The sequence below is a fragment of the Rhodococcus sp. LMD genome (assembly GCF_056108245.1).
Genome location: NZ_CM148557.1, coordinates 348,277 through 371,474 on the forward strand (window position 1 = coordinate 348,277; position 23,198 = coordinate 371,474).

General features: G+C 70.4%; 19 protein-coding genes and 3 tRNA genes. 11 read left to right on the forward strand and 11 right to left on the reverse strand.

Translation table 11 applies throughout. The annotated features are described in order from the left end of the window. Position 1: 1 nt before the first annotated feature. Positions 2–1,003, reverse strand: coding sequence for a glycosyltransferase (locus tag ACWPQI_RS01560; protein WP_010596165.1), 1,002 nt, complete (start codon positions 1,001–1,003; stop codon positions 2–4). A gap of 160 nt (positions 1,004–1,163) precedes the next feature. On the opposite strand from ACWPQI_RS01560, the gene ACWPQI_RS01565 reads away from it, so the two are divergent. Further along, the gene (locus ACWPQI_RS01565) at positions 1,164–2,003 is read left to right on the forward strand and encodes a glycosyltransferase family 2 protein (RefSeq protein WP_026138069.1); all 840 of its coding nucleotides are present in this window, start codon (positions 1,164–1,166) and stop codon (positions 2,001–2,003) included. Positions 2,004–2,050: 47 nt separating this feature from the next. On the opposite strand, the gene ACWPQI_RS01570 is transcribed toward ACWPQI_RS01565, so the two are convergent. Continuing rightward, complete coding sequence (locus ACWPQI_RS01570) at positions 2,051–4,291, reverse strand: hypothetical protein (protein WP_017682058.1); 2,241 nt, start codon at positions 4,289–4,291, stop codon at positions 2,051–2,053. A 179-nt stretch (positions 4,292–4,470) separates the two neighbouring features. Between ACWPQI_RS01570 and ACWPQI_RS01575 the strand changes: the two genes are divergently transcribed. Together ACWPQI_RS01575 and ACWPQI_RS01580 are read left to right on the forward strand one after the other, a co-directional pair. After that, complete coding sequence (locus tag ACWPQI_RS01575; RefSeq protein WP_010596161.1) at positions 4,471–6,372, forward strand: glycosyltransferase; 1,902 nt, start codon at positions 4,471–4,473, stop codon at positions 6,370–6,372. A 3-nt stretch (positions 6,373–6,375) separates the two neighbouring features. Beyond that, positions 6,376–7,887 (forward strand): glycosyltransferase family 39 protein, encoded by a 1,512-nt coding sequence (locus tag ACWPQI_RS01580; protein ID WP_010596160.1) that lies wholly within the window; start codon positions 6,376–6,378, stop codon positions 7,885–7,887. 3 nt (positions 7,888–7,890) lie between these two features. Here ACWPQI_RS01580 and ACWPQI_RS01585 read toward each other — a convergent pair whose 3' ends face one another. From ACWPQI_RS01585 to ACWPQI_RS01605, 5 genes are all read right to left on the reverse strand, one after another. Further along, positions 7,891–8,745 carry a TylF/MycF/NovP-related O-methyltransferase gene (locus tag ACWPQI_RS01585; RefSeq protein ID WP_010596159.1) on the reverse strand — a complete coding sequence of 285 codons (855 nt, stop codon included), beginning with the start codon at positions 8,743–8,745 and terminating at the stop codon, positions 7,891–7,893. 131 nt (positions 8,746–8,876) lie between these two features. Further along, the gene (gene glfT1, locus ACWPQI_RS01590) at positions 8,877–9,776 is read right to left on the reverse strand and encodes a galactofuranosyltransferase GlfT1 (protein WP_210063193.1); all 900 of its coding nucleotides are present in this window, start codon (positions 9,774–9,776) and stop codon (positions 8,877–8,879) included. Continuing rightward, positions 9,773–10,597, reverse strand: a complete 825-nt coding sequence (gene wzt, locus ACWPQI_RS01595) for a galactan export ABC transporter ATP-binding subunit Wzt/RfbE (RefSeq protein WP_010596157.1) — start codon at positions 10,595–10,597, stop codon at positions 9,773–9,775. Before wzt ends, glfT1 begins: the two co-directional genes overlap by 4 nt. Positions 10,598–10,609: 12 nt before the next feature. Then, positions 10,610–11,485, reverse strand: a complete 876-nt coding sequence (gene wzm / locus ACWPQI_RS01600; protein WP_026138070.1) for a galactan export ABC transporter permease subunit Wzm/RfbD — start codon at positions 11,483–11,485, stop codon at positions 10,610–10,612. 38 nt (positions 11,486–11,523) lie between these two features. Next, positions 11,524–12,111, reverse strand: coding sequence for a bacterial proteasome activator family protein (locus ACWPQI_RS01605; RefSeq protein WP_010596155.1), 588 nt, complete (start codon positions 12,109–12,111; stop codon positions 11,524–11,526). A gap of 156 nt (positions 12,112–12,267) precedes the next feature. Here ACWPQI_RS01605 and ACWPQI_RS01610 point away from each other — a divergent pair, with 156 nt between their 5' ends. Then, the gene (locus ACWPQI_RS01610) at positions 12,268–13,476 is read left to right on the forward strand and encodes a cysteine desulfurase-like protein (RefSeq protein WP_017682062.1); all 1,209 of its coding nucleotides are present in this window, start codon (positions 12,268–12,270) and stop codon (positions 13,474–13,476) included. A gap of 15 nt (positions 13,477–13,491) precedes the next feature. Here ACWPQI_RS01610 and ACWPQI_RS01615 read toward each other — a convergent pair whose 3' ends face one another. Beyond that, positions 13,492–14,478 carry an NAD(P)H-quinone oxidoreductase gene (locus tag ACWPQI_RS01615; protein WP_010596153.1) on the reverse strand — a complete coding sequence of 329 codons (987 nt, stop codon included), beginning with the start codon at positions 14,476–14,478 and terminating at the stop codon, positions 13,492–13,494. A 96-nt stretch (positions 14,479–14,574) separates the two neighbouring features. Between ACWPQI_RS01615 and ACWPQI_RS01620 the strand changes: the two genes are divergently transcribed. The 4 genes from ACWPQI_RS01620 (at position 14,575) to ACWPQI_RS01635 (ending at position 17,764) form a co-directional block, all read left to right on the forward strand. Continuing rightward, a complete protein-coding gene (locus ACWPQI_RS01620; RefSeq protein ID WP_010596152.1) occupies positions 14,575–15,063 on the forward strand; it encodes a MarR family winged helix-turn-helix transcriptional regulator in 489 nt (162 codons plus the stop codon). A gap of 10 nt (positions 15,064–15,073) precedes the next feature. After that, a tRNA-Ser gene (locus tag ACWPQI_RS01625) sits at positions 15,074–15,158 on the forward strand. A gap of 198 nt (positions 15,159–15,356) precedes the next feature. Beyond that, positions 15,357–16,664, forward strand: coding sequence for a DUF1254 domain-containing protein (locus tag ACWPQI_RS01630; RefSeq protein ID WP_474738866.1), 1,308 nt, complete (start codon positions 15,357–15,359; stop codon positions 16,662–16,664). Between the two features lie 128 nt (positions 16,665–16,792). Next, the gene (locus ACWPQI_RS01635; RefSeq protein ID WP_010596150.1) at positions 16,793–17,764 is read left to right on the forward strand and encodes an alpha/beta hydrolase; all 972 of its coding nucleotides are present in this window, start codon (positions 16,793–16,795) and stop codon (positions 17,762–17,764) included. Positions 17,765–17,774: 10 nt separating this feature from the next. Here ACWPQI_RS01635 and ACWPQI_RS01640 read toward each other — a convergent pair whose 3' ends face one another. Both ACWPQI_RS01640 and hisC read right to left on the reverse strand, forming a co-directional pair. Further along, the gene (locus ACWPQI_RS01640; RefSeq protein WP_190242357.1) at positions 17,775–19,457 is read right to left on the reverse strand and encodes a bifunctional metallophosphatase/5'-nucleotidase; all 1,683 of its coding nucleotides are present in this window, start codon (positions 19,455–19,457) and stop codon (positions 17,775–17,777) included. A gap of 104 nt (positions 19,458–19,561) precedes the next feature. Continuing rightward, the gene (hisC, locus tag ACWPQI_RS01645; protein WP_010596148.1) at positions 19,562–20,647 is read right to left on the reverse strand and encodes a histidinol-phosphate transaminase; all 1,086 of its coding nucleotides are present in this window, start codon (positions 20,645–20,647) and stop codon (positions 19,562–19,564) included. Positions 20,648–20,710: 63 nt separating this feature from the next. Between hisC and ACWPQI_RS01650 the strand changes: the two genes are divergently transcribed. The 3 genes from ACWPQI_RS01650 to ACWPQI_RS01660 all read left to right on the forward strand — a co-directional run bounded on the left by ACWPQI_RS01650 (position 20,711) and on the right by ACWPQI_RS01660 (position 21,730). Next, positions 20,711–21,418 carry a dienelactone hydrolase family protein gene (locus ACWPQI_RS01650; RefSeq protein WP_026138073.1) on the forward strand — a complete coding sequence of 236 codons (708 nt, stop codon included), beginning with the start codon at positions 20,711–20,713 and terminating at the stop codon, positions 21,416–21,418. Positions 21,419–21,494: 76 nt separating this feature from the next. Continuing rightward, positions 21,495–21,586, forward strand: a tRNA-Ser gene (locus ACWPQI_RS01655). A gap of 71 nt (positions 21,587–21,657) precedes the next feature. Then, a tRNA-Arg gene (locus ACWPQI_RS01660) sits at positions 21,658–21,730 on the forward strand. Between the two features lie 61 nt (positions 21,731–21,791). On the opposite strand, the gene ACWPQI_RS01665 is transcribed toward ACWPQI_RS01660, so the two are convergent. Continuing rightward, positions 21,792–23,141: an MBL fold metallo-hydrolase gene (locus ACWPQI_RS01665; RefSeq protein WP_048774342.1), complete on the reverse strand. Its 1,350-nt coding sequence runs from the start codon at positions 23,139–23,141 to the stop codon at positions 21,792–21,794. Positions 23,142–23,198 lie beyond the last annotated feature (57 nt).

Here is a 23,198-nt window from a genome sequence, read left to right on the forward strand (position 1 = left end):
GTTACCCGCTCCGGAAGGATTCGAGGTCGGGATACCGCTGGGTGCGGCCCAGCGGGCCGGAGTCGGGATCGCTGACGATCAGGTACGGCGGTTTGCCCATCGCCGTCTTCACCGCCACCCCGACGTACTCGGCGATGACCCCGAGGGAGAACAGGACGGCACCGAATCCCAGCAGCAGGATGACCGTCGTCGAAGCCCAGCCCTGCACCGGGAAGCGGTTGCCGAGGAACAGGTAGGACACCAGCACCCACGCCGCCCACAGGAGACCGCCGACGGCCAGGACCACGCCCAGCAGGCTCACCATCCGCAGGCCCTTGGTGCCGCTCGACAGCACCATCCGCCAGAAGTGCGACAGCAGGGTGCGCAGCCGGTAGCCGGACGCCCGTCCCTGCTCCTCGCGCAGTGCGACCGGGCTGGTGCTCACCTTCCCCGCGATCCACCCCAGCGCGACGTCGAGATAGGCCTCCGAACCCGCGTAGGCGGCGAGGGACCGTCCCACCTCGCCCAGCACCAGGCGGAAGCTCTGGTAGTCGGGGCTGTCGGAGACGGACAGCACCCGGGCCAGGAACCATTTGGATCCCCTGGAGGCCACGTTCCGCAGCGCGCCGTGCGGTGCCGCGTTCGTCGGCTTCGCGTACACGACCGTCGCACCCTCGTCGAGCGCGGTGTCGAGCAGACCGCCGATGGCGGCCGGGTCGTGCTGGCCGTCCTCGTCGAGGGTGACGATCCACTCGCCGCCGCTCGACGCCATGCCCGCGAGCGTCGCCGGATGCTGGCCGAAGTTCCGGCTGAGCCACACCCCGGCGACGAACGGGTACTTCGCGGACAGTTCCCGGATGACGCGGGCCGAGTCGTCGGGGCCGTTGTCGTGGACGAGCAGGACCTCCTCGACCACCATGGGACGGCCGCCGGGGGTCAGGGTGACCTCGGTCCACGGAAGGATCTGCTCGAGCAGCTCACCCAGGGTGTGTTCGCCCTGGTAGACCGGTACGACGATCGACACGCGGTGTGGCGTGCCCGTCCCCGCCCCGTCGTCGCTGCTCACAAGTCGGGAGTGTATACGCCGGGCGGGGCTGTTTTCGGGTGCGGTCCGTGCCGATGTACGGTGACGCCGTCCACCGGCCCGCCCCGCGCCGGCCCCTTCGAGAACGGGATGAGCAGCAGTGACGAGGCCGAAACTCTCCGTCGTGATTCCGGCCTACAACAATGCGCCGTACATCGAGGCGACGGTCGAGTCCGTGCTCGGGCAGGACTTCGGGGATTTCGAGCTGATCGTCGCCGACCACAGTTCCACCGACGGCACCGCCGACCTGCTCGGCAAGTACGCCGGCGACCGGCGCGTGACCCTGTTGTCGACCCCGGCGGGCGGTGGTGCGCCCCGGAACTGGCAGCGCGTGACGGCCGAGGCCACCGGCGAGTACGTCAAGCTGGTGTGCGGCGACGACCTGCTCTATCCGGGTGCCCTCGCCGCCCAGGTGGCGGCCCTGGATGCGCACCCGTCGGCGGTGGCGGTGGCGTCGCGGCGCGACATCCTCGACGCGCGCGGCACGAAGATGATCGGCGGCCGCGGGCTCCAGGGACTGTCGGGCCTGGTGCCGGGTGAGGAGGCGATCCGGCGCACCGTGCGGCTGGGCACCAACGTCTTCGGTGAGCCGATGTGCGTGACGATGCGGCGCGACGCTCTCGAACGGGCCGGCGGATGGGACGGTCGCTTCCCCTACCTCATCGACATGGCCTCTTACACGAAGGTGCTGTTCCACGGCGATCTGTATGCCCTCCGGCAGGTCGTCGGCGGGTTCCGCGTCAGTGCCGGTCAGTGGAGCGTGGCGCTCGTCGCCGATCAGGCCCGGCAGGCGAAGGCCTACCACCGGTGGGTGGCCGGACAACTGCCCGGCGGGCTCCGGGCGGCCGATGTGTGGCAGGGAAATCGTCGCGCCGAACTCGCCGCGCTTCAGCGGCGGGTGTTCTACACCGTCTTCCGGTCGCGGCTCAGCCCCCCGTAGTTACAGCGGACCGTAGTGTCAGTCGACCGTGTCAGTCGACCGTGGTCTCAGCCCACCGTGGCGGGCGCCACGGGCACCGCGGTCTCGTCCGGATGTTCCCGCCGGGTCTTCCGCCGGTCTCGCAGGTACAGCAGTTGCATGGTCGCGGCACCGGCGAGACCGAGGCCCAGTCCGGCGAATCCGGCCCCCTGTCCCGGCGGGGTCCAGCTCACGACGAGTTCCCCCGCGTCGGTGCCGGCGGGGATGTCCACTGCGAGGAACATCTCGTCCACCGACCGCGGATCCAGCGGCCGGCCGTCCAGCGTGACCGCGTAGCCGGGCCAGTTCAGCCGGGCGAAGACGACGCGTCCGCCGTCCGCCGAATCGACGCGGACCCGGCTCGTCGCGTAGTCCTCGGCCACCGTGGTCGCGGTGACTCCCTCGGTGAAGGAGATGCGTCCGTTCCCGCCGCTGACCGGTCCGCCGATCCGTTCGAGGATCACCGCGTCCACGGCGTCCGCGGACCCGGGCGGCGACTGCACCCACCGCCAGCCGGGCGGCGCCGGCTCCGAGCCGGCGTCCGGATACTGCCGGCGCTGCAGCACGACCCGATCCACGAGCATCAGGTCCACGTACGTGCGATCGGTACTCGGCTCGGTGGCGAAGGCAGCGGCGAACGCGTCCGCACAGCTCGAACCGTCGTGCCGCATGCACAGGTGGAAGGCGAACTCCTCGAAGCCGATGGGGGTGTAGGCGTTGACGTAGGTCTCGTCGAGGGACTTGGCGAAGTTGCCGAACACCAGGGAGCGGTAGACGCCCTCCGGGTTCGCCGTCCACGGCAGCACCAGTTCGCGGTCGGCGAGTTGCAGCGTGGTGCCCGGCCGGTCCGGGAAGTTCGCCTTCGCGACCGACTGCCGGGCGGGCAGATCCCACGCGAGCGGATGCGGTGTCGTCGACGCCACCTGGAAGTACACGACGGGCAGTGCCGAGAGCAGCAGGAGCGTCGCGACCGTCCGCTCACCGGCGCGGAGCGCGGCCCACAGGACGACGGCCCCGACGAGGAGGACGGCACCCGCCCACAGCAGGTGACGATTCATGAACTCGGGGGACGAGGATCCGGAACGCAGCGTCATCAACAGCACGAGTGTGGCCGCCGCGCCCGCGCGGACCCGGATCCCGCGGAGTGTGCCGTGGCGGCTGAGCAGCACGCACACCACCACGAGCGTCGCGAGAGCGAACATCGGCAGCAGCCGCGCCGGCCAGCGCAGCGGCCCCATCACGCTGGGTCCCGCGGTCGCCATCAGCATGGCGACGAGGAAGATCAGCGCGCCTGCCAGGCTGCGCACGGACCGGTTCACGGTCTTCCAGTCCACGAAGGCGAGAGCCGGGACGACGAACCAGGCGATGTAGGTGACGGGGAACGGCTGCACCTCCCCGAACCAGGCTTCGATGCCCGGCAGTGCCGAGGGGATGCCGGAATTGAGGGTGTCCGACCAGGGGGCCGCGAGGAAGTTGTCGTTCTGGAAACCCTGATCGGAGCGCCACGTGACGGAGCTGGACAGCACCCCGGGCAGATAGGTGATCAGCCCGCCCGCGGCGGCACAGACTGCGACGACCGCCAGTCGCAGCGACGGCCGCCACGAGTTCCGATGGATCCGTTCGCCGATCATGAGGCAGCCGGTGAGGATCCCGGCCACCAGGGCGGGAAAGACGTAGCCGACGCTGATCGCGAGGTACAGGAACACGAACGCCGGCAGGGGGCCGGAGCGGCCGCGCAGGTAGCGCAGCGAACTCGCCCACGCCTGGGCCACCCAGGCGGATCCGGTGAGGGCCGTGACCCAGGTGGCCTGGTCGTAGAAGAGCGCGAACCCGGTGAAGGGGACCGCGGCGCCGGCCACCGCCGCCCACGGGGCGCGAGCACCGTACTCCAGGCAGATCCGGTACACCCCCAGCGCCAGCACGACGGTGAACGCCCACTTCACGCCCGTCGCGAGCAGCACCATGTTGTCGACCGAGGGTGCGATCAGGTTGACGAGCAGCTGCGGCGGATTCCAGAGACCGCCCTGTCCCTCGACCGGGTAGTTCCCGGCCATCCACTGTTCGGGTACGAGACTCGGCAACTGTCCCGTCCGCAGGATCCGGCCGAGGAAGAGCCAGTTCGGTACCGCACCGGATTCGGTGTCGTCGGTGTAGAACCACCGATCGTCGGCCGTCAGGATCACCAGGTAGGTGAGCGTCACCGTCGCCGCCACCACCGTGCCCCAGAGCCAGCGCTGCCGCCGCGTCGCGGGCTCGACGGCGGACGTCACATGTGCTCCAGAGGTCGGGAGGGGGCTGGCAGAGGCCAAGGATAACGGGGGTGTGCCCGGGACCGGCCGGGCGGGCGCGCAGCGGATCCGCGGCAAGGTCGGCCGGTCCGCGGCCCGTTGGTAGCCTGGGACGAGTTGTGTCCTGGGGGGCAGCAAGGTTCCGAAAGGTGTTTCGACGGATGGACAAGGCCGAATTCGCTGCGATCGAACCGACGGGAGGGGTCGGCACCGCGGCCGACGGTTCGTCCGTCCCGGAGCGCCCTGCAGCCCGGCAGACCGCGCAGCGCGCGCTGTTCGCGGGACCGTCTCCGCTGGTCAGTGACGACATGTACGTCACCGTCAAGGGGACTGTGGACCGGGAGCGGACCCGGGTGCGCCTCGGTCGCCGGAGCCGTATCGAAACGGACACCTACTTCGGCAGGTTCCCCGCCAGCTACTGGCAGCGCTGGACCGCGGTCACCGAGGTCGCGTTCGTCGCCGAGGTCGACGGAGACGGCCGCCTCGAGTTGGTCGCCACCGACGCCCGCGGCCGGCGACGGATCGTCGCCACGACAGCCGTGTCGTCCCACGGCACGCCCACGCCGGTGACGGTGTCCACGCCCATCGACCGGTTCGTCGACGGCGGTGCCCTGTTCGCGCGGATCTCGACCGGCTCCGGCGAGCTGACCGTCGCGAACGCCCGGTGGACGGTGCCGGCTCCGGAGACGCTGCGGCCTGCGGCAGTGGTCATCTGCACCTTCAACCGCGCCGACGACTGCGCGGCGACGCTGGCCGCGATGGCGGACGACCCGATCGCGCTGGCCGACGTGCAGTCGGTGTACGTGATCGATCAGGGCAACGACCGCGTCGAGACCCGGGAGGAGTTCCGGCGCGTCGCATCCGAGCTCGGCGACAAGCTCGTCTACATCACGCAGCCCAACCTGGGCGGCGCCGGCGGATTCACCCGCGGTCTGTACGAGGTCACCGGGTCGGCGCGGAATCCCGGCGCCAACATCGTCTTCATGGACGACGACGTCCTGTGCGAACCGGAGGCCGTGGTCCGGCTCAACATGTTCGCGAACTGCACCGTCGAGCCCGCCATCGTCGGCGCGCAGATGCTCTACCTGCTGCACCCCGACCGGGTCCACGTCGGCGCCGAGGTCGCCGACCTGCAGCGTCTCCAGGCCGGCCTCGAGGTGAAGAACGCGCTCGCGGACAAGAGCACGCTGAAGAAGCAGCAGGACATCCGGGTCGACGCCGGCTACAACGGATGGTGGTCCTGCCTGATCCCGTCCGAGGTCGTCGACAAGGTCGGCTACCCGCTGCCCCTGTTCTTCCAGTGGGACGACATCGAGTACGGCTACCGCTCGCGGGCGAACGGCGTCGCGACCGTCACGCTGCCCGGCGCCGCGGTGTGGCACGCGGACTTCGCGTGGAAGGACTGGGACGAGTGGCATCGCTACTTCAACCTCCGCAACGCCATGATCACCGCCGCACTGCACACCGAACTCGACGGCAAGGCACTCGCCAAGCAGTTGCGGACGGACCTGTTCCGCTACCTCGTCTCGATGCAGTACGGCATGGCGTTCACCCTGATCAAGGCCGTCGAGGACTTCCTGCGCGGACCCGAATTCCTGCACGACGGCGGCATGGAGGCCGCGGCCGCCATCCGGCGTGAGCGCGCGGAATACGGGGAGACCATCCGCCACAACGCGAACAACGTGCCGGGTCTGCGTCCGGCCGACATGTTCATCACCCCGGCCGGCCCGCACCCGCGCAAGAGCCTTGAGTGGGCGGTGCTGGCCAAACGCGCCCTCAACCAGTGGCGGGGCCGCCTCCCCGCCCATCCGGTCGCGGTCCCGTCGTCGGACGCGCACTGGTGGCACGTCTCGCTGTTCTCGCATGCCGTCGTCACCGACGCCTCCCAGGAGGGCGTCCGCGTGCGCAGGCGGGACAAGAAGCGGGCCGTCGCGCTGCTCCGGCGCGGTATGCGTGCGCTGCAGGCCCTGAAGCAGGAAACCCCCGCGGTGTCCCTGCGGTACCGCGAGGCCGCGCCGCAGCTGACCAGCCGGGAGAATTGGGCCCGCCTGTACGGGCGATAGCGGATGGCCGATCGGACCACGGCGTGCGCGCGGGATGCCGTCCTCGTCGCACTGCTGGGTTCGATCGTCGCAGCGTGGGGGTCGTGGCGGCCCTCCTTCTGGTACGACGAGCTGGCCACCCTCTCGGTGGCCCAGCGCTCCCGCGCCGACCTGGACCGAGTGCTCGGCAACGTCGACGTCGTCCACGGCCTGTACTACGTGGCGATGCGGTACTGGTTCGCCGTCTTCGGGGCCTCGGAGTTCTCGGCGCGGGTGCCGAGCATCCTGGCCGTGGGTGCCGCGGCCGGCGGCGTGGTGGTGCTGGCGTGCATGCTCGCGGACCGGCGTCTCGGCGTGCTCGCGGGTGTCGTCTTCCTGCTGCTGCCCCGTGTGACGTGGGCTGCGGTCGAGGCCCGCAGCTACGCCCCGTCCGCGGCCGTCGCCGTGTGGCTGACCGTGCTGCTGCTCGTGGCGTGCGAGTCGGGCCGGCTCCGATGGTGGCTGCTGTACGCCGCCGTGCTCGCGCTGTCGGTGGTGCTGTTCCTGTACACGATTGCGCTGGTGCCGGCGCACCTGATCACCCTGGCGTGGCGGGGTGACCTGCGGCGCCGCGGACCGGCGTGGGCGGCGGCGGTGGTGGCGGGCTCGGCGGCGGCGAGCCCGCTCGTGCTCGAGGCGTTCGCCCAGGCGGGGCAGACGTCGTGGATTCGGCCCCTCGACCGGAATCTGCCGCGGATCGTGTGGGAGTACCAGTGGTTCGTGGGCGCCCCCTGGTTCGCGGCGGCGTTCACGGTGTTGCTCGTCGCGGGAACCGTCGCGGCGGTGCGGCGACGCACGCCGGTGCGGCGACACGGCGTTCTCGCGGTGGCCGTTCCGTGGATCGTGCTGCCGATGGCGATGCTCGTGACGTACTCGCTCGTCGCGACCCCGGTCTACCTGGACCGGTACCTGACCTTCACGACGCCCGCGGTCGCGCTGGTCGGTGCGGCCGCCGTCGCGGCGGTGGCCGTGCGGACGTGGGCGACGGTCGGTGTCACCGGTGCACTGGTGCTGCTGACCGTGCCGTCCTTCGTCGCACAGCGCTCCGCATGGTCCGACCCCAGCGGCATGGATTTCAGCACGGTCAACCACGATGTCGCCGACCGGCTCGAGCCCGGTGACTGTGTGCTGTTCGGTGGAGCCGCGTGGAACCCGGCGTCGCAGCGGCTGGTGATCACGGCCCGGCCGGAGACCTTCGCGGGCACCCGTGATCCGGGGCTGGGACGGACCGCAGCCGCCGAGGGCTGGCTGTGGGACGAGAACCTCCCGTTCCAGGCGGTCGCGGGGCAGCTGTCCACGTGCGACGTGGTGTGGTTCTTCGCCGACGCCGAGCGGACGGTCGAACAGCGGATCTACCACACGTCGAATCAGTGGTGGACGCTCCCACCGCACCGGTTCGAGACGACCCCGGAGTACGCCGGGCTCGTGGAAGCCGGTTTCCGGATCGACGAGCGCCGACAGTACAACGTCAGTCAGGCGATCCGTTTCGTGCGCTGAGAGTCACCGCAGCTGCACGACGACCTGCTCGTTGTCGGCCGTGTAGGCGAGGTACTCGAACGCGACGCCGGTGCGCGCGACGAACTCGGTCCACGCCCGGTACTCGTGCTGCTGCCAGCCGGGATAGTTGAAGAACTCGTCGAACACCAGCACGCTGCCGGGCACCAGGCGGTCTTCGAGCAGGTCGAGCACCGTCGTGGTGGACGAGTACAGGTCGGCGTCGAGATGGACGAACGCGACGTCGCCGGGATGCGCGGCGAGGAAGCCGGGCAGGGTGTCGGCGAACAGACCGGGCACCAGCTCGGCGCCGGGCACCTCCGGCGGGGCGTCCTGCGCGAACTCCCCGGCCGGGAATCCGCTGCGCCACGTCTCCGGCAGCCCGGTGAAGACGTCGAACCCGAACACCGGGTGCTTCGCGCCCAGCACATCGGCGACGATCCGCAAGGTGGTGCCCGACGCGACGCCGAACTCGAGTGCCAGGCCGGGCCGGGACACCCGGTCGAGCGCGAACCGCAGGGTGTCGTGCGGGGTGTCGAGGACGGCGGCGGTGGGCATGTTCGCGACGGCGAACGCCGCTGCGGTGTCGGTGGCGGCGTGGTCCATCGCGTAGCGCAGGTCGCGGCGCTGCCGGTGCTCGAGGTCGGCGACGCGTTCTCGCAGCAGGCCCACCTCGGACCGGGTCCGCGCGAGTTCTGCCAGCACCTGCCGCAACTCCGCGGTGGTCGCGGTCAGTTCGGCCAGCACACGGTCGTGGTGGTTCTCCTGCAGCTCGCGGGCGCGTCGCGCCGAGAGGTCGACGACCTCGGCGACGGCCCGCTGCAGCTTGCCCCGGGTCATCGCCCGCCACCGACCCAGCATCGCGCCCTCCCGTGCCGCCCGAGATCTTGCCCCGAACCTAGACAGCGCGAGAACCGGGCGCAATCGCGCCTTCCCACCGGCCGAATGTCACATTGCGTCGGTTCCATCGACGCAATGTGACATTCGGCCCCTCACGCGGGCCGGTCGAACCGCTCCTGCCGCCCCAGCTTGCGCAGCCGCACCCACTCGCGCAGCCCGGCAGGGTCACGACGGGTGACGAGGAAGTACCAGCCGAACCGCACCCACTCCTGCGGCAGCAACCGGCGCAGGCCGGGCTGGGAGAGCAGGTAGCCGCGGTTGCGGTAGGTGAAGAACCGCTTGGTGTCGTTGTCCGGGTACTGGGTGTGCATCCGGCCGCCGAGGATCGGCTTGAACTCGTCGGCGCCGTTGGGGTGCAGATAGGCGGTGCGCAGGCAGGTGCCGAACGGCAGACCCGAGCGGACCAGGCGACGGTGCACCTCCACCTCGTCGCCCCGCACGAACAGCCGCAGGTCCGGCACGCCCACCGCGTCGATCGCGGCGGCGGTGAACAGGGCGCCGTTGAACAGCGACGCGATGCCCGGCAGCAGATCATCGGTTTCGACGTCGCCGAGTTCGCTGCGGTGACGCCGCCACGCCACGCCCCGGCGCAACGGGAACGCGAGACGGTCGGGGTCGTCGATGTCGCACACCACCGGCGACACCTCCGCCAGGCCGTGCCGCTGCGCGCAGTCGAGCAGTGTCGCGAGGACGTCGGGGCCCTCGGGACGGCCGTCGTCGTCGGCCAGCCACACCCGGTCCGCGCCGAGCGACAGCGCGTACAGCATCCCCAGCGCGAACCCGCCGGCGCCGCCGAGGTTGTGCTTGGAACCCAGGTAGCTGGTCGGCAGCGGGCAGGAGTCGACGAGCTCGCGCACCGCCGCCTCGTCGGCGTTGTCGACGACCACCAGGTGGTCGAGCGGCCGCGTCTGGGCGCTCAGGACCTTCAGGGACTGCGCCAGCTGTTCGCGCCGCCGGTGGGTGACGACCACGCCGACGATGCGTTCACTCACGCCGAGCGCTCCTGCGGCAGACCCTGCTCGCGTTCCAGCTCGGCGATGACGTGGTGCACGTGATCGGCCGCGTCGTCGCCCTCGTAGGCGCGCACGACCTCCTCGATGCCGCCTTCCATGCGGATCCGGCCGTGGTCGATCCACAGCGCACGGTCGCACAGCTGCGCGAGGAACTCGTTGGAGTGACTGGCGAAGACGAGGATGCCGGAGCGCTCGACGAGCTTCTGCAGGCGCACCCGGGCCTTCTTCATGAACTCGGCGTCGACCGCGCCGATGCCTTCGTCGAGCAGCAGGATCTCGGGGTCGATGCTGGTGACGACACCCATCGCGACGCGGACGCGCATGCCGGTGGAGTACGTGCGCAGCGGCATGTTCAGGTACTCGCCGAGCTCGGTGAACTCGGCGATCTCGTCCATCTTGGCGAGCATCTGCTTGCGGGTCTGACCGAGGAACAACCCGCGGATGATGATGTTCTCGTAGCCGGAGATCTCCGGGTCCATGCCCACACCGAGGTCGAACACCGGCGCGACGCGGCCCCGGATCCGGGCGCTGCCGCGGGTGGGCTCGTAGATCCCCGCGAGCAGCCGCAGCAGGGTGGACTTGCCGGCGCCGTTGTGGCCGACGAGGCCGATGCGGTCGCCTTCCTTCAGCGACATGGTGATGTCGCGCAGCGCCTCCACCACCACCACGTCGGAGTTGTTGCGGCCGATCGAACCGCCCGCCTTGCCGAGGAACGCCTTCTTCAGCGACCGGGTCTTCGCGTCGAAGATCGGGAAGTCGACGCACGCTCCGCGCGTCTCGATGCTCACATGTTCGGTCATATCGACGGCCCCTCAGACCCAGTAGGGCACGCGTGCCCGGTACTTACGCAGTGCCAGCAGCGCCAGTGCCCAGCCGACCACGGTGATCGCCAGCACGATGTACCAGTGGTAGGCCTGCTGATCCTGGCCGATCATCGGCGCCCGGATGATGTCGAGATAGTGGAACAGCGGGTTGATCTCGGCCAGCTTGACGCGCTTGGCGGCCTCCCCGCCCTGCGCTTCGAGGCTCTGCGTGGTCCACATGATCGGGGTGAGGACGAACAGCAGCAGCGTGAGGCTGGACAGGATCGGCGCGATGTCGCGGTAGCGGGTGGCGAAGATACCGAACACGATCGACACCCACACGGCATTGAGCACGATCAGGACCAGCGCCGGAATCGCTGCGAGCGACGTCCACGTCAGGTCCCGCCACACCCCGAAGGCGACGACCATGATCACGTAGATCACCAGGTTGTGGGCGAAGAACAGCAACTGCCGCCACACGAGCCGGTATATGTGCACGCTCAGCGCCGACGGCAACTGTTTGATCAGGCCCTCGTTGGCGATGAACACCTCCGAGCCCTCCAGGATGGAGGCGCTGATCATGTTCCACACGATCAGCCCGACCGTGACGTACGGCAGGAACTCGTCGAGCGGAATATCCAGCAGCGCGGCGTACAGGATGCCGATGGCGGTGGCCTGGACACCGGTGGCGATCGTGATCCAGAACGGGCCGATCACCGAGCGCCGGTAGCGCTGCTTGATGTCCTGCCAGGCCAGGCTGAGCCACAGCTCGCGCTGGGCGAAGCCGTCGCGCAGATCCTTCAGGCCGCGCCGGAAGGTCTGCGAATCCGACACCACCGGGGAGTCCGCGGCGGTGGGCTCGGGATCGAGGGCAGAAGCTGACACGAGGTTCGAGCCTACCGGGGATCGGGTCCGGGCCGGCGTTACAGGTACTGCCCGGTACCGGGTGCACCCGGACCGGGGCCGTGCCGCTCGTCGGGACGCGGTCCGCCCCCGAGCATGCCGGGCGGCAGTGCACCCTGACGCATCTGCTCGAGCTGCGCCCGCGCCGCCATCTGCTGCGCGAACAGCGCCGTCTGGATCCCGTGGAACAAGCCTTCGAGCCATCCGACGAGCTGAGCGTGCGCGATCCGCAACTCCGCGTCGGAGGGCACCTCGTCCTGACCGAACGGCAGCGCGAGCCGTTCGAGTTCCTCGCGCAGCTCCGGCGCCAGGCCCTCGCCGAGCTCCTGGATGGAGGACTGGTGGATCTCCCGCAGACGGGCACGGCTCGCATCGTCGAGCGGCGCGGCGCGGACCTCCTCGAGCAGCTGCTTGATCATCGTGCCGATCCGCATGACCTTCGCCGGCTGCTCGACCATGTCGGCGAGCGACTCGCCGTCGTCCGGCTTCTCCTGAGGCTCTGCGGGCGACTCTCGCGGATCACCGGAGGCGGTCCCGTCACGCGGGACCGGGACGGGTCGGCCGTCGGGCCCGATCACGAGGACGTGCTCATTCTCCGAATGCGTCATGGTTCCATCTTGTCCTCTCGCCGGTGCCCCTGCCGAGTCAGGTTCCCGATACGAGAGGTTTCGCCCCACATTCCGCCCCCCGACGTGCACCTGCGGAGGGCATGCGGGACCGACGTGGACGACATCCGATTGACACCGGGATTTAGAGTGTCACGCATGGCTTACGACGTTGCCCGGATCCGGGGGTTGATTCCCTCGCTCGGCGACGGTTGGATCCATCTCGATCCCCAGGCCGGAATGCAGATTCCCGACGCGGTCTCCCGAGCGGTGTCGACGGCATTCCGCAACGCCGCGGCGTCCCCGGCGGGCCGGCACACCTCGAACCGCCGGAGCGCGTCGCTGCTGCAGGCGGCGCGGGTCGCCGTGGCCGATCTCGTCGGCGGGGACCCGGCCGGTGTGGTGCTCGGACCGGATCGGGCGGTCCTGCTGGCCTGGCTCGCGGAGTCGCTCAGCTCCCGGCTCGGGCTCGGCACCGGGCTCGTGCTGTCCCGGCTGGACGACGAGGCGAACGTGGCGCCGTGGTTGCGCGTCGCGAGCCGGTACGGCGCGCAGGTGCGGTGGGCCGAGGTCGAGATCGAGACGTGCGAGCTGCCGAGCTGGCAGTTCGAGGAACTGATCACCCCGACGACGCGGCTCGTCGCGCTGACCGCGGCATCGTCGCTGGTGGGGTCCGCGCCGGACGTGCGCGTCGCCGCCGACCGGGTCCACGAGGTCGGGGGACTCATGGTGGTCGACGCGGCGGGGGCCGCGCCCTACGCGCACGTCGACATCCACGAGCTCGGCGCCGACGTGCTCGCCCTCGACGCCTCCGCCTGGGGAGGACCGCAGGTCGGCGCCCTGGTGTTCCGTGACCCGGCGCAGCTCGACCGGATCCCCGCGGTCTCCCTGGATCCGCACGCCCGCGGTCCGGAGCGGCTCGAAGTCGGCGGCCACCAGTTCGCGATGCTCGCCGGGCTCGTCACGTCCGTCGACTTCCTCGCGGCCCTCGACGACGAGGCGACGGGTACGCGGCGGGAGCGCCTCGAGACGTCGATCAGCTCGCTCCAGGGCTACCAGGACCAGCTCTTCGAGCGGCTGATGCGCCTGCTGGACAACCTGCCCGACGTGATGGTGATCGGTCGTGCGTCGAGCCGGGTCCCGACGTTGAGCTTCACCGTCGCGGGGGTGCCGGCCGAGAAGATCGCCGCGCATCTCGCCGACCGTCGCATCGCGTCCGTCGCGGTCAGCCGCGGCACGAGTCGTTTGCTCGACTCGCTCGGCGTCAGCGACGAGGGCGGCGCGGTGACCGTCGGACTGGCCCCGTACACCACCCGCTACGAGCTCGACCAGCTCGTGCGCGAACTGCGCAACCTCACCGCCCCCTGATCCGGCGGACCGGGATCAGTGCCGGTCGATCCGCAGCACGACCTTGCCGACGGTATCGGGGGAATCCAGCATCTCGTGGGCCCGCCCGGCCTCGGTGATCGGCACCTCTGCGTGGACGACGGGCCGGACGCGGGCCTCGGCGATCAAGGGCCACACGTGCTCACGGACCTCCGCGACGATCGTGCTCTTGCCGGAGCGGCCGGTCTCCGGTCGCCCCCGCAGACCCGTGGCGAGGACGTGCCCCCGCTTGGCGAGCAGCTTGCCGAGATTGAGTTCGCCCTTCGCGCCGCCCTGCATGCCGATCACCACGAGCCGGCCGTCGGGGGCGAGCACGTCGACGTTGCGGGACAGGTAGGCCGCGCCCATGTTGTCGAGCACCACGTCGGCGCCGCCGAACGCATTCCGGACCTCGGCGACGAAGTCCTGCGTGCGGTAGTCGATCGCCAGGTCGGCGCCGAGTTCACGGCAGTAGTCGAGCTTGCCGGCCGAGGCGGTCACCGCGACCTTCGCGCCCAGCGCCTTGCCGACCTGGACGGCGTGGGTGCCGATGCCGCCACCGCCGCCGTGCACGAGGAGCACCTCGCCGCGGCGCAGTCCCGCCGCCATCACCACGTTGGACCACACGGTGCAGGCCACCTCGGGCAGCGACGCGGCCACCGCGAGATCCACCCCCTCGGGCACGGGCAGGACCTGTCCGGCGGGGACGACGACCTGCTCGGCGTAGCCGCCGCCGGAGAGCAGCGCGCACACCCGGTCGCCGATCGACCAGCCGCTCACGCCCTCGCCGAGCTCGGCGATCACTCCGGAGCATTCGAGGCCCAGGATGTCGCTGGATCCGGGCGGCGGCGGGTACAGGCCGCGCCGCTGCAGCAGATCGGCCCGGTTGACGGCCGTCGCGGCCACGTCGATCAGGACCTGTCCGGGACCGGGCGTGGGGTCGGGCTGTTCGGCCCACTGCATGGCCTCGGGGCCGCCGGGTTCGGTGATCGTGATTGCGCGCATGGGTTCGACGCTATCGCGACACGCCGACGCAGGGGCGACACGCAGCGAACTGACCAGTGAGTAACACCGGTGGTGGCCTGCCCTTACACTGCCCGCGTGACAGCCGAACCGCATGCCGAACGTCCCGACCCGCGCTGGCTCGACACGGACGAGCAGCGGGCATGGCGGGCCTACATCGACGGCAATCACCGGCTGATGGATCGACTCAATCGCGACCTGCAGCAGGCCCACGGTCTGTCCCTCGCCGAGTACCGGATCCTGGTGCTGCTCTCCGAAGCCCCGGACGGGTCGCTGCGCATGAGCGACCTGGCCGACGGCGTGCTGTCCTCCCGCAGCCGCCTCACCCACCAGATCCGTCGCATGGAGGCGGCGTCGATGGTGGTGCGCAGTTCCTGCGCCGAGGACGGACGGGGGGTCCTGGCCACTCTCACCGACGAGGGCCGGCGCCGCCTCACCGAGGCCGCGCCCACCCACGTCGCCGGGGTGCGCCGCAACCTCGTCGACCTGCTCACGAGGACGCAGATCCGCGCCCTCTCCGAGATCTTCACCAAGGTGGAGGCGGCCGTCGACGAGCGGTGTGGTTAGGATTTGCCACGGAAGCGTGGCAGAGCGGCCGAATGCACTCGCCTTGAAAGCGAGCGTCGTGAGAGCGACCGGGGGTTCAAATCCCTCCGCTTCCGCCGGAGCCCGCCACCTGCATGTCAGGTGGCGGGCTTCCTCGTGGGACGGTCGCGCGGAAAAGTGCTTGTCGCGCGCGTTCGGACGCGCGCAAGTAGCACCACAGCGCGCGGACCCGCCGACAATCCCTGGAACGCGTTCTCGCCTCCTACACTGGCGCCATGGTCGGCGCAGCGGTTCGAGCGGCGGCAGCGCTGGCAGTGGGCCTGCTGACCGCCTGCGCGGCGCCGCAACCGGCGGCCGAACGGACCGCGGTCGACGTGGCCGCCGACGGTTACGTCTACGGCTACGCACCCGTGACGCTCGCGCGGACCCGGGCGAACATGCTCTGCCTGCTACCGGTGAACCGGCTGCACCACCAGTCCGCGACGGCCGATCCCACCTCGCGTGTCGTCGTCGCTCCCAACGTCGACACGCTGTATTCGATCGCGTGGCTGGATCTTCGCAGCGGTCCGGTGCTGCTGACCCATCCGGACATGGGAGCCCGGTACTTCGACTTCCAGTTTCTCGACATCTACACCGACGTCTTCGCCAACGTCGGCACCCGGGCGACGGGACCGGCGGCCGGTGCCCACGTCGTCGTCCCGCCGGGGTGGGACGGTCCGCTGCCCGCGGACGCGGCCGTCGTCGAGTCGTCCACCTGGGACGCGTGGATGATCGGCCGGACGCTCGTGGAGTCGGCGACCGACCTCGAGGCCGCCCGTGCCGCGCAACGGCAGTACTCGTTGACCGTGCTGGCCGCGCCCGTCGCCGGGGCGCCGCCGCCGCTGCCGCCGACCGCGTGCGGCAGCAATCCCGACCCGCAGGCGCTCGCGGCGTCGGGTCCGCGGTTCTTCGACGAACTGTCGGCGATCCTGGCCGCGAATCCGCCCCCGCCGGCGGACGCGCCGCTGCTCGACGAACTCGCGGACCTCGGGGTCCGGCCGGGCGCCCGGCCGAGTACGGGTTCCGCGGACACCGTCGCCGCACTCGCGACCGGGGTGGTCCGCGGCGAGCGACGCATCCGGGACCTCGTCGACTCGGATCGAGGGTCCGGCGAGGTGTGGCATTCGCTGCCGACCGCGGGCCGGTACGGCACGGACTACCTCCAGCGCGCGGTCGTCGCGACGATCGGGCTCGGCGCGAACGTGCCGGAGGAGTCGACGTACCACGTGGCCCGCGTCGCGGCCGACGGAACGACGCTCCGGGGTGAGACCGGCTATCTCCTGCGTTTCCCACCCGGGGGCCTGCCGCCGGTCGACGACCGCGGCTTCTGGTCCGTCACCGTGTACGGCCCGGACGTGTTCCTCGTCGCCAACCCCGTCGACCGCTACGCCGTCGGCGACCGGACGCCCGGGCTCGTCCGTGGTCCCGACGGTGGGCTCGACGTGTGGGTTTCGTCGCGGCCGCCGATTGCGGCCGGCCCGAACTGGCTGCCGGCGCCGCCGGGCGAGTTCGTGCTGATGTTCCGGTCGTACCTGCCTGCGGACCAGGGCTGGCTTCCGCCGGAACCGGTCCCGCAGCGGTAGCCCGCGTCCTCGTGTCCTGCCGTCACCAAGGGCTGCGCTCCGCGTTGGTGACGAGCCCCACTTTCTTGACCCGCCCCGGTCCGTACTGTGGAATCGGTGTTTCCGAAGTCGGGGGACGAAGGAACTTGATGCTCAGATCTGCGGTCGCGGCGCTCGTCGCGGCGTTCGTCGTGCCACTGTCCACGCTGTCCGTCGCGTCCGCCGAACCGGCGACGTCCGCGCGGGTGGAGCGGGTCGAGTCCGTCACGCCTCGTCGTTCGGCGGTGTTCGTGTACTCGCCGTCGATGCAGCGGGTCGTGCAGGTGCAGGTGCTGCATCCCGCCGGGGACGCGCCGCGCCCGTCTCTCTACCTGCTCGACGGTGTCAGCGCCGGAGCCGAGTCGGACTACCGCGAGAGTACGTGGACGCAGCGCACGGACATCGTCGACTTCGTCGCCGACAAGAACGTGAACGTCGTGCTGCCGGTCGGCGGAACCGCGAGCTACTACACGGACTGGCTCGCCCCGGATCCCGTCCTGGGCGTGAACGCGTGGGAGACGTTCCTGACGAAGGAACTGCCGCCGCTGATCGACGCCCGTTTCGCGGGCAACGGCGTCAACGCCGTCGGCGGCCTGTCGATGGGCGCGACGGGGGCGGCGAGCCTGATCGCCCGGAATCCGGACCTGTACCGGGGCGTGGCCGCGCTGAGCGGGTGCCTGGACACGTCGAAGGCGTCCGCGCAGGACGCGGTCCGCGGCACCGTCGCCTACAAGGGCGGCAATCCGGACAACATGTGGGGAGCGCCGGGGGATCCGGCGTGGGCGGCGCACGATCCGTACGTCCTCGCCGAGCGGTTGCGCGGCAAGGAGATCTTCATCAGCACCGGCAACGGTCTGCCCGGCCCGTACGACGTCGGACCCGATGCGGAGGCCCTCGACGTGGGCGGCCCGCTCGAGGTCGGTGCCTTCGTGTGCACGATCGGGTTCGACCGGCGACTGCGGGAGCTGCGGATTCCCGCCACGATCGTCTACCGCCCGTACGGCACGCATTCGTGGCCGTACTGGCAGGACGATCTGCGCACCGCCTGGCCGACGCTCGAGCGCGCTCTCGGGCTCGACTGAACGGGATCGGTCAGGGCACCGTGATGCGGTCGGTGGCCGGCGGCGTGACGGGCGAGTGTGCCGCCAGATAGGCGTTCAGGGCGTCGAGTTCGGCGCCCGCCCCGGTGGTCCGTCGCGCGTGCGTGAACCCGGTGAACCCGTCACCGCCGTCGGCGAGGAACCCGTTGACGACCACCCGGTACGTCGCGGCCTGCTCGAGCGGGCGGCCCGCGACGGTGACGTCCCGGATCCGGCCGCCCGGCGCCGCGGCCCGGTCGAGGACGTAGCGCAGCGTGTGCGACGGGGCGAGGATCCGCTCGCGGTTCGCGCCGCTTCCGTCCTGCTGGAACTGTTGTTCGAGGACCCCGACCAGTTCCGCACCGGTGAGCTCGAGCACCTGCAGCCGGTTCCCGAACGGTTGGGCCGCGTAGGTGTCGCCGTGGGTGACGACGCCGTCCTCGGAATGCAGCAGGTCGGCGCGCACTCCACCGGGATTGGTGAGGGCGAGCTGCGCCCCGGCGGGTTCGGCGGCCGCCAGCTGCGCGTCCGCGACGAGATTGCCGAGGGCCGACTCGCCGCCGGCCGTGGTGTCGCGGGTCAGGTCGGCGGCGATGCGGCCGACGAAGCGTTCGGCGACGTCGCGGGACTTGTCGACCGCCCGGTCCACGAACTGCTGCGTGCGCGGGTCGGGGGCGATGTCGTGGGTGACGACCTGGTTGAACGCGTGGGTACGGTCGCGCAGCACGTCGCGGCTCTCGCGGTCGATGGTCAGGTCCGCGACCGAGACGATGCGTCCGTGTGAGGCGCCCTGCAGCACGGTCCGGGGATTGCCCGCCGGATCCGGGTAGCTGCAGTTGAAACTGTCCTCGCCGTCCGCGGTGACGACGACATCCACCTTCGGTGACACCCGGGAGGTGAGGGCGCGCGCGGGCCCGGCGGCCGGGTCGCACGGGTCGGTCCCCGCCGACGGGGTCAGCGCCCCCTTGTAGAGCAGCACGATCGAGCGGACCCCGAGGGCATCGAGCGCGTCGGCGGTGCGGTCGACGGCCGTGATCTCGTCGGTGAACTGCAGGCCGGAGATGTCGTCGCCACGCACCACCTGCGGTGTGTCCTGGGGGGCGACACCGATGACGCCGACCGGCACCCCGTCGACGTAGTCCACGCTGAACGGCAGGGCCGCGGGACTGCCGTCGGCCTCCGCGACGTTCGCCGCGATCAGCGGGAAGGCGGTTCCGGCGTACTCCTCGTCGTACCGGCAGCCCTCGGGGTGGCACCCGCCGTCGCGCAGGCGCCGCAACTCGGCGTAGCCGTTGTCGAATTCGTGGTTGCCGAGGGCGGCCGCGGTCACATCGAGGCCGTTGAGCAGGTCCACGGTGGGTTCGTCGTGGAACATCGCCGATTCGATGGGCGACGAGCCCCACGTGTCGCCGACGGAGTAGAGCACCGAGTTGTCCGCCTGCGCGCGCAGCTGCCGGACGTAGGCGGCGAGATATGCCGCGCCGCCCGCGGGAACGGACGCGCCGTCGGAACGGACCACCTCGCTGCGGGGACCCTGGGGTGGGAGCAGGCTGCCGTGCAGGTCGCGGAAGGCGATCAGTCGCAGCGGCAGGGCGTCCGGAGGTAGTGCGGTCGCGGGGACGGCCAGCGACGTCCACAGGACGCCGGTCAGCAGGGCCGCGGACAAGGTCCACCGGCGTGTCACGCCTGAACCCATCCGCACACTCCGCTCCCTAGCCGACCGGACGAGTGTGCCAACGGTTGGTCACGTGATCGCCACCCGCTGATAACGGTTGGGTCTCGTAGACGCTTTCTCGCAGGTCAGGACGTCGAAATTTCCGCGATGTCGAGGCCCTTGCCGGTCGCGAATGTCAGGAATGCGTCGTTCTCGTGCGGATCGCCGATGGTCACCCGCACTCCGTCGTCCGCGTACGGGCGGACCAGCACGCCCGCCTCCGCGCACGCTTCGGCAAACGCCGCCGACCGGTCTCCGAGCGGCAACCACACGAAGTTGGCGTAGCTCTCCGGCACGGGATATCCGGCGTCGACGAGCCCCGTCCGCACGCGGTCGCGCTCGGCGAGCACACTGTCGGTGCGCGCCAGCAGCTCGTCGGCGGCCGCCAGGGAGGCGATGGCCGCCTGCTGCGCGAGCGAGCTCACGCTGAACGGGGTGTGCACCTTGTTCAGGACTTTGATCACCGAGGGGTCGCCGACCAGGTAGCCGACCCGCAGACCGGCCAGACCGTAGGCCTTCGAGAAAGTGCGGAGCACCACGACGTTCGGCCGGCCGGCGGCGAGCACGACCCCGTCCGCCAGTTCCGCGCCGGGCTTCGGGCGGGTGTACTCGAAGTACGCCTCGTCGAGCGCGACGAGCACCTGCGGTGGCACCGCGTCGATGAACCGCTCCAGCTCCGCCCTGCCGAGCAGCGCACCGGTCGGGTTGTTGGGATTGCACACGAACACCACCCGGGTGCGATCGGTGATCGCGGCGAGCATCGCGTCGAGGTCGTGGCCGTGCTCGGGGGTGTTGGGCACCGGCACCGGTTTCGCGCCGGCCACCGCCGTCACCACCGGGTACGCCTCGAACGAGCGCCAGGAGAACACCACCTCGTCGCCGTCGTTGCAGGCCGAGAGCACCAGCTCCTGGCACAGGCTCACCGAACCGTTGCCCACGGCGATGTTCTCGGGCTCGACCCCCAGCCGTTCGGCCAGCGCGCCGATGAGCACGGCAGCCATGTTGTCCGGGTACCGGTGGACCGAGTACGCCGCCTCGGCGATCGCGTCGCGCACGCTGGGCAGGGGACCGACCGTGGTCTCGTTGCTGGCGAGCTTGATCGCGCCCGGAAAGCTGCGGCCGGGCACATAGGACGGGATCGAGACGAGGTCGGGGCGGGTCCGTGGGGTCACCAGCCGATTATGCGCCCGGCGATCACGTGCACTGTCGCGGTGGGTCGTGTCATCGTGGACGGTATGTCGGGAATCCACACTGCCGCGGCCCGGTTGCCGGACGGGTCGGGGCAGGTACCGCTGACCGTGTTCCGGCCGGAGGGCGCCCTTCGCGGTGGCATCGTGGTGTTGCACGAATCCCGCGAGTTTCCACCGGCCCTGCTGGCCTTCATGGAGGTGCTGGCTGCCGAGTGCTGGCTGGTCGTGGCACCGCACCTGTTCCATCGCGAGTTCACCGAGGACGACGAGGTGTTCGGGCAGAACCTGTTCGACGACGTCGATGCCGCGATGGACTGGTTGGTCCGCAGCGGGGTCTACCCCGACGCGGTCGGCGTGATCGGATTCGACGACGCCGGCACGGCGGCGCTCCTCGTCGCCGCGAACCGGCGGGTGGGGGCCGCGGTCACCGTCGCGGCGCACGGCATCCTGCAACCGCTGCGGCCCGACGTCCCCGCACTCGTCGAGGCCGTGCGCAGCCTGCAGGCGCCGTGGCTCGGTCTGTACGGCGAGGACGATCCCACGACCCCGCCCGGCGACGTCGAGCAGTTGCGCGAGGCGGCCGGACGGGCCGATGCGCCCACCTTGGTGATCGGGTATCCGGGGCTGGCGCATCGACCCGACGAGCCGCCCGTCGAGCACGACACGGCCGATCCCGAGACCGATCCGGCCGAGGCGGCGATCATCGACGCGCGGCGTCGGATCTTCGACTGGTTCGACTCGAACCTGCGCTGACCAGCCGTTTTGCGTTTGCTGTCCGAACGTGTGTAATCTTTCGTCCCGGCGGTTCGAGAGAATCGAAACCCCCCAGGGAGGCGTGCCAGAGCGGCCGAATGGGACTCACTGCTAATGAGTTGTCCCCTTTACGGGGGACCGGAGGTTCAAATCCTCTCGCCTCCGCCACGTCGGTGCAGCGTCACCGGCGACAACTGAATACGAGAACTGCATGCAGGACACAACTGCGTGCACGAACTGCGCCCGTAGCTCAACGGATAGAGCATCTGACTACGGATCAGAAGGTTAGGGGTTCGAATCCCTTCGGGCGCACAGTGAAGAACCCCCACCGCTCCGGTGGGGGTTCTTTCGTCGTCGGTCCCGGAAGGGACCCTCACGAGTCGGTCAGACCGTGGTCGTACGCCTTGTCGAAGTCGTCGTTCACGAGGACGACGGTGCGGTCGATCCGGTCGATCATCGAGGCGGCGATCGAGGCCCGGTAGCCGGACCCGCAGTGCACCCAGACCTCCCCGTGCGGGACCTGGTCGAGCCGGTCGGCGAGGTCGTGCAGCGGGATGTTGACCGCCCCGCGCACGTGGCCGTCCTCGAACTCGTCCTTCTGGCGCACGTCGAGGATCCGGACCCGCTCGTTGTCGATCTCCCCGGTGAGTTCCGCGAAGTCCGAGACGCGGTACGACCGCAGTTCGTGCCCGTTGACGAGGGTGTGGATCTCGCCGACGGCCGCGCCGGCGAGTTCGTCGATACCGATGCGGACCAGCTCGCGCTTGGCGTCGGCGATCTGCTCGTCGCTCTCGCCGATGAGGGTCAGGGGCGCACCCCACTTGTAGAGCCAACCCAGGTAGGTGACGAAGGAGGTGGACAGTTCGAAGCCGAGCGTGCCGCCCAGGTGTCCCGCGGCGAAGGCGGTGCGCTCACGCAGGTCGACGACCCACTCGCCGGCGTCGATACGCCGGCGCAGCTCGGCCGGGTCGACCGGTTCCGGTGGCGACAGGTCGACCGACGACGGACCCGCCTTGTTGATCACACCCATGTGGGCGTAGTACGCGGGATAGGTGTTGAGTCCCGCGATGAGTTCGTCGACGTAGGCCTGCTCGTCACGGGTCAGCGCCGGGTTGACGTCGCGCTGCTGTCCCACGGTGGACGAGTCGCCGCTGGTGGGGGTGGCCGAGCAGAAGCTGCCGAAGCCGTGGGTGGGATACACCGGGGTGTCGGCCGGCACTTCGTCGGCGATCCGTCGCACGGAGTGGAACTGCGCGTGGGTCAGTTCCTCGGTGTACTGCGGGCCGACGAGGTCGGTGCGGCCGGTGGATCCGTACAGCATCGACCCGCCGGTGAAGATTCCGTGCGTGGCACCGGTCTCGTCGAGCAGCACATAGCTGACGTGGTGATGGGTGTGCCCGGGTGTGTGCATCACCCGCAGCCGGATGGGACCGGCGTCGATCAGGTCGCCGTCGTGGACGGCGCGTCGCTCGTAGTCCACATCGTCGCCGGCCGGGACGATGTACTCGGCCTCGACGGCACGGGACAGTTCCAGCCCGCCGGTGACGTAGTCGTTGTGGATGTGGGTCTCGAGGACGTGGGTGATGCGCGCTTCGCGGTCGTTGGCGAGCGCGAGCACCCGGTCGATGTCGCGCTGGGGATCCACCACGACGGCCACGTCCGCCTCGGTGATCAGATAGCTGCGGTCGCCGAGACTCGAGGTTTCGATGATCGATACGTCCATGTCGGTGCCTTCCCACGGTGCTTTCTCACTATGCCCCCGGATACCCGGGGGCGTACG

What these genes read in the sequence shown, in the direction of transcription:
- ACWPQI_RS01665 (WP_048774342.1), bottom strand. Translation starts at nt 23,141, where the DNA reads ATGGACGTATCGATCATCGAAACCTCGAGTCTCGGCGACCGCAGCTAT.
- ACWPQI_RS01575 (WP_010596161.1), top strand. Translation starts at nt 4,471, where the DNA reads ATGGACAAGGCCGAATTCGCTGCGATCGAACCGACGGGAGGGGTCGGC.
- wzt (WP_010596157.1), bottom strand. Translation starts at nt 10,597, where the DNA reads ATGACCGAACATGTGAGCATCGAGACGCGCGGAGCGTGCGTCGACTTC.
- ACWPQI_RS01580 (WP_010596160.1), top strand. Translation starts at nt 6,376, where the DNA reads ATGGCCGATCGGACCACGGCGTGCGCGCGGGATGCCGTCCTCGTCGCA.
- ACWPQI_RS01650 (WP_026138073.1), top strand. Translation starts at nt 20,711, where the DNA reads ATGTCGGGAATCCACACTGCCGCGGCCCGGTTGCCGGACGGGTCGGGG.
- ACWPQI_RS01615 (WP_010596153.1), bottom strand. Translation starts at nt 14,478, where the DNA reads ATGCGCGCAATCACGATCACCGAACCCGGCGGCCCCGAGGCCATGCAG.
- ACWPQI_RS01635 (WP_010596150.1), top strand. Translation starts at nt 16,793, where the DNA reads ATGCTCAGATCTGCGGTCGCGGCGCTCGTCGCGGCGTTCGTCGTGCCA.
- ACWPQI_RS01640 (WP_190242357.1), bottom strand. Translation starts at nt 19,457, where the DNA reads ATGGGTTCAGGCGTGACACGCCGGTGGACCTTGTCCGCGGCCCTGCTG.
- ACWPQI_RS01610 (WP_017682062.1), top strand. Translation starts at nt 12,268, where the DNA reads ATGGCTTACGACGTTGCCCGGATCCGGGGGTTGATTCCCTCGCTCGGC.
- ACWPQI_RS01605 (WP_010596155.1), bottom strand. Translation starts at nt 12,111, where the DNA reads ATGACGCATTCGGAGAATGAGCACGTCCTCGTGATCGGGCCCGACGGC.
- ACWPQI_RS01585 (WP_010596159.1), bottom strand. Translation starts at nt 8,745, where the DNA reads ATGCTGGGTCGGTGGCGGGCGATGACCCGGGGCAAGCTGCAGCGGGCC.